This is a genomic window from Microcoleus sp. FACHB-SPT15 (assembly GCF_014849525.1).
GTDB classification, from domain to species: domain Bacteria; phylum Cyanobacteriota; class Cyanobacteriia; order Cyanobacteriales; family Coleofasciculaceae; genus Symplocastrum; species Symplocastrum torsivum.
Genome location: NZ_JACJNU010000039.1, coordinates 1 through 11,857, shown reverse-complemented (window position 1 = coordinate 11,857; position 11,857 = coordinate 1). Strand labels below are relative to the sequence as shown.

Here is an 11,857-nt window from a genome sequence, read left to right as displayed (position 1 = left end):
GAGTTCAACAGCTCATTCTCAACAATCCTGTCAATAAGCTGACATCTTGGCGTAGGTTAATGGGGTAGAAATCTTGACTTATCAAGCTTCCAGCTTACTCGTCACCCCTTCAGGCTAGTAGACATAAAGCCCTTTCTTATCGTCAGGTATCACAGAATCTTGATCAGATGAAAGGCTGTCTCGCGGAAGGCTATCCTTTTTCCTTTGGCATGACTGTTTATGAAAGTTTTGAAGGAAAAACTGTTGCTCAAACTGGTGTGGTACAAATGCCTGCCCCAGGAGAGAAAGAAGTTGGTGGCCATGCTGTATTAGTCGTTGGTTATGATAATGCAACCCAAAGATTTCTTGTTAGAAATTCTTGGGGAACTGAATGGGGTATTAAAGGTCATTTTACCCTGCCTTATTCCTACATTTTGAATCCAGATTTAGCCACTGATTTCTGGACAATTAGATTAGTTAATTAATGGAATTTGCAACTTACTTGTAGGGTGCGTTCCAAAGCACCCTACTGGACAATAAGATTAATTAATTAGTAAACAGTCTTGTCAAGGTTTGATTAAATTGTGCCTCGACAATACGGGTATATCGGCAAAAATGGATGCTCCTAATTGTTGAATTAAGTCTCCATCTCAGCTAGCTCCATCCAGCGTTCAGTTGCCGCGTCGATCGCTTTTGTCAAAGCTCCCACCTGTTCATAAAGTTGTTGCACCTTGGTAGAAGAACCTGGCGGTGCATTGTATAGGGCTTTTTCAACCTCAGCTTTCTCTGCTTCTAGTTGGGCAATCTTACCTTCTAATTGCTCAAATTCCCGCTTTTCCCAATTTGAGATTCTGCGGGACTTACCATTATTTGAAGATTGACTGTCTGACTTTTCAGCTTTAGGCAATTCTGCTTTTTTCGCTTGAGAATTAGCACTCTGTTGAGATGCTTCAGCTTCCTCTGCCTGCCTGTAATCTAGATATACTGAGTAGTTGCCAGGATACTGACGCAAGTTGCCGCCTGGTTCAAGGGCAAAGATTCGTTCTACAGTACGGTCAAGAAAATAGCGATCGTGCGAAACGGCAATTACACAGCCGTTAAACTCTTCTAGATATTCTTCCAATACTGCAAGCGTTTGGACATCCAAATCATTCGTCGGTTCATCGAGAATCAACACATTAGGAGCGCTCATCAACACCCGCAGTAGGAACAAACGACGTTTTTCGCCTCCTGAAAGCTTGCTAATTGGTGCATATTGCTGGTTGCCAGGAAACAAGAAACGCTCCAACATTTGTGAAGCTGTAATCACTGTCCCATCTGCCGTTTTAACAAGTTCCCCAACTTCTTTGAGGTAGTCAATCACGCGCTGATTTTCATTAAGTGCATCCAGTAATTCTTCTGAATGTTGGTCAAAATAACCGATGTGAATGGTTGAACCAATTTCAACACTGCCTGAATCGGGTTGAATGCGTCCGGTGATAATATCCATCAGTGTAGATTTACCTGCACCATTGCCTCCAATAATACCAATGCGGTCATCAGGGCTAAATTCGTAGGTGAAATCTTTAATTAGAGTGCGACCATCGTAAGCTTTAGAGACATTTTTTACCTCAATAACTTTCTTCCCAATTCGACGACCAGGAGTAGAAATATCAACCTTACCTTGAACTTGTTTAAACTCAGTGGCTTGCAGATCGTGGACGCGGTCAATTCGAGCTTTTTGCTTAGTACTACGTGCTTTAGGTCCTCGTTTGAGCCATTCCAACTCCCGCCGCAACACGCCTTGATGTTTCCGCTGACTGCTGATAGCAGATTCTTCTGATAAGGCTTTTTTCTCTAGGTAGTAGGAATAGTTGCCAGAGTAGGTGTAGAGGTCGCCTCGGTCAATTTCAAGAATCCGATTCGTCACACGATCAAGAAAATAGCGATCGTGGGTAATCAGGAGAATTGCCCCTCGGTAGCGGTTCAAATAATCCTGTAACCACTCAACCGACATTGCATCCAGATGGTTTGTCGGCTCATCGATCAGTAACACATCCGGCTCAGAAAGCAGAGCCGCCGCTAAGGCGATGCGTTTACGATAGCCACCGGATAAAGTACTAATACGGGCATCGAAGTCTTCAATTCCCAACTTAGTCAGAATAATTTTCGCCTTTGTCTCCAGTTCCCAAGCACCTGTGGCTTCCATTCGTTGCATCACACGGGAGAATCGCGCCATCAGTTGGCTATCCTCTGAATGGTGAGCTAATTTGTGCGATAGTTCCTCGTACTCACGCACCAGCGTCATCTGATCGCCACTGTCTGCAAACACTTGTTCCAAGACAGTGTGATTTTCATCCAAGTCTGGCTGTTGAGGTAAGTAGACAATTCTCACTCCAGAATTGACCAAGAGTTGACCGCCGTCAATTGGCTCTAGTCCGGCAATCATCTTCAACAGCGTAGATTTACCAGAACCATTGGTGCCAATTAAGCCGACTTTATCAGTGGCATCTAGACTAAAACTTGCCTCTTTGAGGATTTCCTTGATGCCAAAGTCTTTTTGAACAGATTGCAGCGTGAAGATACTCATGAGGTGAAATTAACTGAGGCAGAGGATAGAAAAAAGTACAGGTGACTGATTCAATGAACTAGAAGCACCTGAAAACCATTATGAACGCGAAGTTGTTTGACCTGTCGGGGAAGGTCGCTATTGTTACTGGGTCGGGGCGTGGTCTTGGAAAATGTATGGCTGAGGGTTTAGCGGAGTTTGGGGCAAAAGTTATTATCTGCGACCTATCCGTGACAGAGGCTCTTGAGACAGCGCAGGCAATCAATGAGGCTGGAGGCGTAGCTGCTGCCACTTTTGTTGATATCTCTAAGCGACAAAGTTGTGAAGACTTAATTAAATTCGCGCTCAACGAGTTCGGACGGCTTGATATCCTCGTCAACAATGCTGGAATTGACATCATTAAACCAGCAGAAGCCCTTAGTGAGTCAGAATGGGATCGAATTCTGGATGTTGACCTTAAAGGTCACTTTATCTGCTCTCAGTTTGCAGCTATCCAAATGATGGAGCAGGGAGAAGGCGGTTCAATTATCAACATTTCATCAATTGCATCAGTCGTTGGTATCCACGGATTAACTGCCTATCCCTCTTCTGTCACTCTCCGAAAACTTTTGCCATTGCTGAAGTCTAGAACTAACCTATGGTAGGCGATCGCAGACTTTTTCCTTCATAGAAATTGATCCGAGTAGGGAAATTGCCAAAATTAGATGGGCAAACGCTGTATTCCCTAATACACCTCCTTTGTAGAAAATATTAATAATAGGAAAAACCGGAGAGTGACAGAAGAGGGCTATGGTGCTGCCAAGGGCGGCATCAACCAACTGACTCGAATGATGGCTATTGAGTGGGCACCTAAGAAAATTCGCGTGAACGCCATTGCGCCAGGTTATTTTGAAAATATTATGCGTGGTGCCGATGTGGAGCATGACAAGCCCGAAAAGCAGCAGCAGATTGAAACGTTCACACCGATGGCTCGTCGGGGTAAACCGGAGGAGTTGGTTGGTCCAGTTGTCTTTTTAGCCTCAGATGCCTCATCTTATGTTACAGGTGCAGTGCTATTTGTCGATGGTGGCTACACGGCTGCTTGACGAGGAATTTTATTGAGATTTTCTAGTACTGCTCTGATCTTTGTGGTCGGAACAACATAACAATCATAAATCTAAGCTTTATTAGCAAAGTAGTAGGGTTCGTTAAATAATGCACCCTAGGAATAGAGTTGTGGCATAAGTCTTGTCAAAAATCGTAAATTTCAGCTCTGTTTGCCAAGTCGATGCTGTGAAGAAATCTTACAGAATAAGAGCTGCTACAAAGCCCCAGAATGCACCGACGCTACTGAGAACAAGCTCATCGCACTTTCTGGAACTTGCGTCAGCTCTTGAAAGCGCTGTCCTCGTACTCCCCGAAGTCGGGAGCAGGCGAATGAACTCCGATTGGCAAACGCAGCATATATCCTAGTACTAAAGTCACTAAATTTCTGGTGATTTCTGTAAGCGATCGCCAAACCTGACCAACAGGCAAAGGGAGTTCTCATGAAGCACAAGAATCTAGGTATCTTCGCATGGCTGGCGCAATGCAGTGTCATCCTTTCAACTTTCCTACTGTCTGTTGACCTTGCCAATGCCCAGTCTGCCAACCCTAACGCCCCTGAATCAACCCCCACCTCAGTAATTTCAAATCAGGAGCGGCAAGAACTGGAGCAATTGCGAGAAGAAAGGCGTATGAGCGAACAGGTTCAGGTCGAGGCAAATCGCGCCTTTAGCCGAACAACAACTCTCTTCAACATTATGCTGGCAACCTTGGCACTGCTTTTAGCTGGATCACTCGTTGCCTTGTTCCTGTTGCGGCGGGCGGTGATTCGAGAAGTTGCAGAGCTTGTGAGAACTCACCTGAATGAAGTAGGAGACTTGGAAGGTAAGATCAAGAGTGCCAATCAACAAGCTCAAACCCTCCTCCAAGAGACGGAAGAAATTGGCGATGAGATTAATACTGAGGCAGAAAATTTTCAACAAGAGCTTGGGTCAAAACGAGAACATTTATCCCAGCTTCTCTCGGAAGTATCTCAGTCTAAGAAACAAGCGTTAACTGAACTAGAGTCGCAAATCCAAGAGGCTAAACAAGCGCTAGAAAAATTAGAGTCAGAATTTACGGCGAGAATTTCTGAACTGCACATAGATGCCCAGCAACAAAAAGGCTTAATTTTAAAGAACCTAGAACAACTAAGCGCAGGATTTACCCCAGAACTTGCTGCTATTCAGGAAGATGTCCAAGCCCGGAAGAATACCGTCCTACAGAATCTAGAACTTTCAGAAAATGATTTTGCATCAGCACTCTCGGCACTGCATTTAGATGCTCAACACCAAAAAGGCTTAATCCTGCAAAACCTAGAAAAACTCAGCGCAGATTTTGCCCCAGAACTCTCTACTATTCAGGAAGATGTTCAATCGCAGAAGAATGCCGTCTTACAGAACCTAGCCACATCAGAAACCGAGTTTGCGGCTCAACTGTCCCAACTCCAGGCAACTGCTCAACAGCAAGGCGATTTAATTCTTCAAAACTTAGAAAAACTCAGCGCAGATTTTGCTCCAGAACTTTCTGTTATTCAGGAAGATGTTCAAGCGCAGAAGAATACTGTCTTACAGAACCTAGCCACATCAGAAACGGAGTTTGCTACTCAACTGTCTCAACTCCAGGCAACTGTTCAACAGCAACGGGACTTAATCCTCCAGAATCTAGAAAAACTCAGTGCAGAGTTTGCCCCGGAAGTTTCTGTCATTCAGGCAGATGTCCAAGCACAGAAAGATACTATCCTACAAAACCTACAAACCTCAGAGAGAGTATTTGCGGCGGCACTCTCTGAACTGCATTCAGATGTCCAACACCACAAAGAGTTAATTCTCCAAAACCTGGAAAAAGCAAACGCTGAGTTTGCCCCAGAACTTGCTGCCATTCAGGGAGATGTTCAAGCCCAGAAAGAGGCTCTCTTACAGAACTTGAAGCAATCAGAAACCGAGTTTGAAGCTGGACTATCTGTACTCCAGGCAAATGTTCAACAGCAACGAGACTTAATCCTCCAGAATCTAGAAGCATTAAGCGCCGAATTTACCCCTCAGTTTACGGAACACCAGTCTGATCTTCAAAAACAGAAAGAGGCTGTCCTACAGAACCTAGCAACATCAGAAACTGAGTTTGTGGCTCAACTGAGTGAACTTCAGTCAGAGGCGCAAAAGCAGCGAGATATAATTCTGCAAAACCTCAGAACGCTACAGACTGAGTTCTCCCCTCAGCTTGCTGAAATTCAAGCCGAAGCCGAACAAAAAGCTCAACAGCAGAGGGATGTAACTCTTCAGAATTTGGAACAATTAGGCAGTGAGATAGCGACTCAACTCTCACAATCGCGATCGCATATTCAAGAGCAGATGGCTCAGATTCTCCAAAATCTGAAAACTCAAGAAACTGAGTTTAGCTCAGAGCTTTCAAGCTCACAATCAGGAGTTCAAGAAAGAAGAGAGCAAACTCTACAGAGCTTAGAACAAGTAGAGACTCAAGTTACAGCTCAATTTGCCCAACTCCAGTCCCAGATTCAAGAGCAAATGACTCAAACACTCCAGAACCTGAAAAATCGGGAGACGGAGTTTACCACTCAGGTTTCAGCCTCGCACTCAGGGGTTCAAGAAAAGCAGACGCAAACTCTACAAAGCTTAAGACAAATAGAGACTGAAGTCACAGCTCAATTTGCCCAATTACAGGCACAGGTTCAAGAGCAGATGGCTCAGATTCTCCAGAACCTGAAAACTCAAGAAACCGAGTTTACCACTCAGGTTTCAACGTCGCACTCAGGAGTTCAAGAACGGAGAGAGCAAACTCTCCAGAGCTTAAAACAAATAGAAACTGAGGTGACAACTCAAGTTTCACAATTGCAATCGCAAATTCAATCTCGCAAGGATCTAACGCTTCAGAATTTAGACAAATTGGAAACTACACTGGCGGCAGAGCTTTCTGAAGTTGCCTCGGATGCTCAAACCCAGAAGGAGCAAATCTTGAAGCAACTGGCTGAACTTTCAGCCGCCTCGATTACAGAGGCAGTTGTCCCGGAAGTGACTGAGAAAATCCAAGATTTGACGGAACAACTGGAACGCCTCAAATCTAACCATCCTCAGTTATTCCTGAACCCAGACGATTACGTCAATCAGGGGAATGAGTTATTGTCTCAAGGGCGCTACAAAGAAGCGATCGCAAACTACGAGCAAGCCCTTGATATTAAACCCGATCACCATCATGTTTGGTATCAACGGGGTGTTGCTCTATGGGAATTACAACAGTACGAGGAAGCGATTGGCTCGTTTGACAAAGCACTTGAACTCGAACCTGATCATGCTGATAGCTTGTACTACCGAGGACTTGCCCTGAAAGAATTACGGCGCTATGAAGGAGCGATCGCAGCTTTCAACAAAGCAGTGCAAATCCAACCGGACGACTACAAAACTTGGCTACATCGAGGCATGACTTTGGGGCGGATGAAGCGCCCTGAAGATGCGATCGCGTCTTTTGACAAAGCCCTTGAACTCAAACCTGATTATCATGAAGCCTGGGTCAATCGTGGGGTGATTCTAGGAACATTACAACGGCATGAGGAGGCGTTCAAGTCCTTTGATCAAGCGGTTCAGGCTCAGTCTGATGATGCTGTGGCTTGGTTGAATCGAGGCTTAGCTTTAGGGACATTAGAACGATACGAAGACGCTGTTGCTTCTTTTGACAAAGTGATTGAATTCAATCCTGACTCCTACAAAGCCTGGAACTACCGGGGTGATATGCTTATTAATCTAGAGCGTGATGACGCGGCACTAGATAGCTTTAATCGCGCTTTAGCGATTCAACCCGATTTCGCTAAGGCTTATTACAACAAAGCTGCTTGCTATGCCCTACAAGGACAAGGAAAGTTAGCTGTTGAAAACCTGGAGAAGGCAATTAAGCTAAATCCCAGCCATCGAGCAGAGGCAAAAACTGACCCTGATTTTGAGGCAATTGCAGAGGATAAGCGGTTCCGGCAGTTATTCAGGACTAATGGCAATGGCACCAACGGCAAGGCACCAACGGCTTCACCCCCTCCTACTAAGGTAAGGATGAAGGCGATCAGAGAGTAGTTGCGATGTGGCAGAAAGCTGTCAGCTATCAGCTATCCGCTTTTTTGTTTTCCTTGCTCTCTCTAAGAATGCTCAACAGCAGATGAACACTCAGAAGTTGTTGGGGAACCTCGATGCGATTAAACCAATCAGCACGAGTAAACCTAGCGCTCGACGAAAGTAGTTAACGCCCTCGAATAGCTCCTGCCACGCCCAAGTAAACAAAGAGCCAAAAGCTATTGCGTCTAGACCTGTATGGATGTTGCCACTTTTCACAATTAATGTGAGTACAGTTGCTGTAATTCCAACCAAAAGCGGCAGATTTGGTGGTTGAGCAATAACAATATTGCCCTCACTGTCTCGGAAAGTTTTATCAAATAAGCTATTTTCCATGAATCTAAGCGTACTTTGTTCTGGGATACTCAACTTTCACTCGTTAGTCGTAACTCCTTAAAACCGTTGGGAAGAAATCATCATAACGAAGTGAAAAAATGGGTGCTTCTGCTTGTCTCAGTCCCTAGCGACCCGACCCACACGGGTAGAACCATTTCCGGCAGGGGAGAGGGGTAAAGGTCAGACAGATTCCTTGACCCTTTTTCTTTTACCCTTCGATTGAATTGCCCTAGACTCAAGGGTAAACTCCGGAATCTCTTGAAGTTCAGTTTCGCTCAAGCTGTACTGTTCACAAACTAAACTGAGGCGAGTTCCTGGAGTTGTGACTTCATTAACCGAATGAGTCAAATCACCCTGAAAGTACAGCAACGTGTTCAATTGAGGGCGGATTTGACCGACTTGGCGTTTATTGTGGCGTAGTACCAATTCCCCTCCTTGGAGAACTGGTGGCACCTGAACATAAAGGACGCTGACAATCGCTGGCGGCTCAATAGTTTTGCAGTAGGAGCGCAAACTCCGGTCAATGTGGGGGTCTACGCGAGAACCCGTTGTTAGTAGCAGTGGATTGAGATAGAAGGCGTTGCACGTTGATTGTAGAGCAACACTTAGATACGTTTTGAAGAAGGGAAAGCGTTGTTCGACTTCGCCTAATCCTGAACGCTGGAAAACAACTGAAAATCCCTTAGTTCCTACAAAGTCGCGGTTTAGGTTGTTTACTGCAAAGTAGGGGCAAGCAAGAATCTGCTTCTCCAACTTATTGAGATATTTCAGGGGAAAGGCATTGTGCTGCTGGTTATAGTAGCTCAAGAAATTAAGGGAACGCTGTTAGTTGTAGGACATCTGCAATATACCCTCTGGGTGGGAGCATCTCAATTGTGCAAATACATTTTCTTGTGGGACAGGCTGGAAAGCCTGTCAAAGCTAAAGGGCGGGTAGGATGCCCACCCCACAATGACTTATTTCTGCAAAAATGGGATGCACCCCTCTGACTTCTCTTCCCAGTCAATTTTTTACCGCAGATAAAGGCAGACAATTCTTAAATTGATCCACGTTTATCTGCGGTTTCCAGTGTCTTCACCTCAGACGTATGCTAAGTGACGGCAAATCAGCGATTGGCTACTCAGGCATAGACGGTTGCTGAAAATTACCCAAGTTGAAGAGAAATGGCACACTGCTATTTGAGTCACCGCTCATCACTAGGACATTTGGCATCTGAGAACCGCCTTGCCTCCAAGCTTCGATCGCTTCTTTCTGAAGAACGAGCTGACCGCCTTGCGCTCTGAGGGTTTCAGCCAAAAGGCGTTGAGCTTCTGCCCTTCCTTTAGCACGATTGATGTCTGCTTGCGCTTCTTGTTCCGCTTCCTGTGCTACATAAACCGCTCTTTGCGCTCTTTGTTCAGCAATTTGTTTCTCCTCAACTGCCTTGGAGAACTCTGGGGAGAACGCCAGGTCAACAACGCTGGTATCAAGTATGATGATGCCGTACTTATCTAAGCGATCGCCTAAAGCCGTATCAAAGTCTTGCTTGAGTTCCTCCCGTTTGGTAATCGCTTCTTCAACAGTTCTTCTTGCCGCCGCAACTTTAAAAGATTCCTGTGTCTGAGGTGCAATAATTTTCGACACGATATTCTGCAACGTGCCTTGTTTCCTTCTAATTTCAACAACCTTCATTGGATCGAGACGGAAGTTGATCGCAAAGCTAGCGGACAAATCCTGCAAATCCTTGGTAGAACTCTGCGCTGGGACTTCAAACTTTTGCACCGTCAAATCGTAGATATCTACAGTTGAAATCAGTGGCGGTTTGATGTGGATGCCCTCTAGTAAAGCTCCATCCCTAGCTTTACCCAAGATGCTGATTACACCTGCCTGACCTGGGTTGATGATCACAAAGGAACTAAAGCTCAGAAGAAGGAGTGCTGCTGCTAAAATCCCCCCGACTAATGCTTGCCAATTTTGTGAATATTGATTCTTCAAGACCATTACTCCTTGTATGTAGCCACTGGGGACTATTTCCAGCCTAACAATGTTCAGACCAGACTTGCTTGAGCATCGATCTTTAGGTCAGGAGTTAGAACTTGTGGTTCTTCAGATACTAGTTGGCGTTAGAAGCTTAAAAGTTTTTGCAGCAAACCTGTCACATAGCGTTACGCTTAGGTCAAAACGACTAAAAACACACTTGTCCTAATTAGATTTTCCCACCCAAGGAGACAACGATGACAGTGACCACATACAAGTCTGGTCTAAAAGTCCCTGGTCCTCCTCCAGCACCAATCTTTGGGCGTGCCGCCAATGTGTTTCTCTTCGCTAAAGACTCAATCGGCTACACCCAAAAGCTCTTCCAAACCTATGGTTCAGTCGTCTCCCTGGTAGAAGGTGGGGGCACCAATATCTATTCACCGCTTCCCAATTGTCCTGGTACTGTGTTCGCCTATGGATCGGAACTGGTTCGCCAAGTCTCAACCCAGCATGAGATTTACTACAAACATGCCTTAACAGGGAAGTTGTACCTCAAGAAAGACGTTTCACCACGCACTGAACCCCTGAAGCATTTTGCTGTAGGGTTATTTGGTGTCAATAGTGATCAGCACCAACAGCATCGCCAGCTTCTGATGCCAGCCTTTCATAAACAACGGATCGAGTCTTATCGCAACGATATGGTTGCTATCACTCAATCCATACTTGACCAAATGGCAATTGATAAATCTTGTGACATTGCTGAGGTAATGCGACTCCTCACGATGCGTATAGCAACCAAGACGCTATTTGGCTGTGACATTAGTGAAAGCGGCGGCAATACCGGGAGACTCATACAGGATGTCTTAAGTCTATTAGGAAGACCTGCGATCGCTTTATTGCCCTTTGACTTACCAGGCTTGCCCTACCACCGCTTGCTTGATCTGATGGCGCAACTTGATGAAGAGATGCGTGCGATCATTACGCGAAAACGGGCGGCAGATAGAGATGATGGGGATGTACTGTCAATGCTACTTCAGGCTCGTGATGCGGAGAGTGGTGTCGGACTGAGCGAGGATGAACTGCTTGGTCATGTTAGCGTAATCTTTGCTGCTGGTCACGAGACTAGCGCCAATGCCCTGACTTGGACGCTGTTTCTCCTCTCGCAGCACCCAGAGGTAGCTGCTGACTTGCTTGATGAACTAGAGAGTGTTCTACAGGGTGAAGCCCCAACCATTGAGCAGTTGCAACAGTTGCCGTTGTTGGAGCGAGTCATCAAAGAGAGTATGCGAGTCTTGCCACCAGTACCGTGGAATGGGCGTGTCACCTCAAAACCCACTGAACTTGGAGGCTATGCTTTGCCCCAGGGAACGGAGGTATTTGTCAGCATTTACCATACCCACCATATGCCTGAACTCTATCCCAATCCTGAGGCATTTAACCCACAGCGCTGGGAGACAATCGAACCTACGCCCTATGAATACAATCCCTTCAGTGCTGGTCAGCGCCTTTGCATCGGTGCAGCCTTTGCGATGATGGAGATCAAAATTGTACTGGCAATGCTTTTACAACGTTACCGACTGCGACTTCTACCCCAGTTACGCATTGATCGCTTTGGCGTAATTATTATGGCACCAAAATATGGGATGCCGATGGTGGTTCATCAGCAAGATCGCCAGTTTGCTCAGGGTGTGGGTGGTGTGCGTGGTAACGTGCGAGAGATGGTAACCCTGTCTGAATACTAGACCTCTTCCTAACGGGACTTAAACGAAAATCAACAAGCAATAAAGGTATAATCCAGGCAGGGCAGATATTTTACGTTAAGGTTTGAGCGATGAAAGAGACAACTCCTGCCGCCATGCCCCCT

10 protein-coding genes are annotated in these 11,857 nt (G+C 45.7%); 5 read left to right on the top strand and 5 right to left on the bottom strand.

Annotated features, from left to right (window positions below; translation table 11 throughout):
• The first annotated feature begins 80 nt into the window (after positions 1-80).
• The gene (locus tag H6F98_RS13470; RefSeq protein WP_192219210.1) at positions 81-464 is read left to right on the top strand and encodes a C1 family peptidase; all 384 of its coding nucleotides are present in this window, start codon (positions 81-83) and stop codon (positions 462-464) included.
• Positions 465-616: 152 nt separating this feature from the next.
• Here H6F98_RS13470 and H6F98_RS13465 read toward each other — a convergent pair whose 3' ends face one another.
• The gene (locus tag H6F98_RS13465) at positions 617-2,548 is read right to left on the bottom strand and encodes an ABC-F family ATP-binding cassette domain-containing protein (RefSeq protein ID WP_192219209.1); all 1,932 of its coding nucleotides are present in this window, start codon (positions 2,546-2,548) and stop codon (positions 617-619) included.
• Between the two features lie 80 nt (positions 2,549-2,628).
• Between H6F98_RS13465 and H6F98_RS13460 the strand changes: the two genes are divergently transcribed.
• Together H6F98_RS13460 and H6F98_RS13455 are read left to right on the top strand one after the other, a co-directional pair.
• Positions 2,629-3,171 (top strand): SDR family NAD(P)-dependent oxidoreductase, encoded by a 543-nt coding sequence (locus H6F98_RS13460; protein ID WP_192219208.1) that lies wholly within the window; start codon positions 2,629-2,631, stop codon positions 3,169-3,171.
• A 129-nt stretch (positions 3,172-3,300) separates the two neighbouring features.
• Complete coding sequence (locus tag H6F98_RS13455) at positions 3,301-3,612, top strand: SDR family oxidoreductase (RefSeq protein WP_199348458.1); 312 nt, start codon at positions 3,301-3,303, stop codon at positions 3,610-3,612.
• 215 nt (positions 3,613-3,827) lie between these two features.
• On the opposite strand, the gene H6F98_RS13450 is transcribed toward H6F98_RS13455, so the two are convergent.
• Positions 3,828-4,055: a hypothetical protein gene (locus tag H6F98_RS13450; RefSeq protein WP_192219207.1), complete on the bottom strand. Its 228-nt coding sequence runs from the start codon at positions 4,053-4,055 to the stop codon at positions 3,828-3,830.
• Between H6F98_RS13450 and H6F98_RS13445 the strand changes: the two genes are divergently transcribed.
• A complete protein-coding gene (locus H6F98_RS13445; RefSeq protein WP_192219206.1) occupies positions 4,054-7,665 on the top strand; it encodes a tetratricopeptide repeat protein in 3,612 nt (1,203 codons plus the stop codon). The genes H6F98_RS13450 and H6F98_RS13445 overlap by 2 nt on opposite strands.
• A gap of 90 nt (positions 7,666-7,755) precedes the next feature.
• Here the strand turns inward: H6F98_RS13445 and H6F98_RS13440 are convergent, their stop codons facing one another.
• The 3 genes from H6F98_RS13440 to H6F98_RS13430 form a co-directional block, all read right to left on the bottom strand.
• Entirely contained in the window at positions 7,756-8,037 is a 282-nt protein-coding gene (locus H6F98_RS13440; RefSeq protein ID WP_192219205.1) for a hypothetical protein, read from the bottom strand.
• A 180-nt stretch (positions 8,038-8,217) separates the two neighbouring features.
• The gene (locus H6F98_RS13435) at positions 8,218-8,844 is read right to left on the bottom strand and encodes a 2OG-Fe(II) oxygenase (protein WP_192219204.1); all 627 of its coding nucleotides are present in this window, start codon (positions 8,842-8,844) and stop codon (positions 8,218-8,220) included.
• Between the two features lie 309 nt (positions 8,845-9,153).
• Positions 9,154-10,017 carry a prohibitin family protein gene (locus H6F98_RS13430; protein ID WP_199348457.1) on the bottom strand — a complete coding sequence of 288 codons (864 nt, stop codon included), beginning with the start codon at positions 10,015-10,017 and terminating at the stop codon, positions 9,154-9,156.
• A 233-nt stretch (positions 10,018-10,250) separates the two neighbouring features.
• On the opposite strand from H6F98_RS13430, the gene H6F98_RS13425 reads away from it, so the two are divergent.
• A complete protein-coding gene (locus H6F98_RS13425) occupies positions 10,251-11,735 on the top strand; it encodes a cytochrome P450 (RefSeq protein ID WP_192219202.1) in 1,485 nt (494 codons plus the stop codon).
• Positions 11,736-11,857: the final 122 nt, after the last annotated feature.

Coding starts and splice junctions, on each gene's coding strand:
- H6F98_RS13430 (WP_199348457.1), bottom strand. CDS start 10,017: ATGGTCTTGAAGAATCAATATTCACAAAATTGGCAAGCATTAGTCGGG.
- H6F98_RS13460 (WP_192219208.1), top strand. CDS start 2,629: ATGAACGCGAAGTTGTTTGACCTGTCGGGGAAGGTCGCTATTGTTACT.
- H6F98_RS13445 (WP_192219206.1), top strand. CDS start 4,054: ATGAAGCACAAGAATCTAGGTATCTTCGCATGGCTGGCGCAATGCAGT.
- H6F98_RS13450 (WP_192219207.1), bottom strand. CDS start 4,055: ATGAGAACTCCCTTTGCCTGTTGGTCAGGTTTGGCGATCGCTTACAGA.
- H6F98_RS13425 (WP_192219202.1), top strand. CDS start 10,251: ATGACAGTGACCACATACAAGTCTGGTCTAAAAGTCCCTGGTCCTCCT.
- H6F98_RS13465 (WP_192219209.1), bottom strand. CDS start 2,548: ATGAGTATCTTCACGCTGCAATCTGTTCAAAAAGACTTTGGCATCAAG.
- H6F98_RS13440 (WP_192219205.1), bottom strand. CDS start 8,037: ATGGAAAATAGCTTATTTGATAAAACTTTCCGAGACAGTGAGGGCAAT.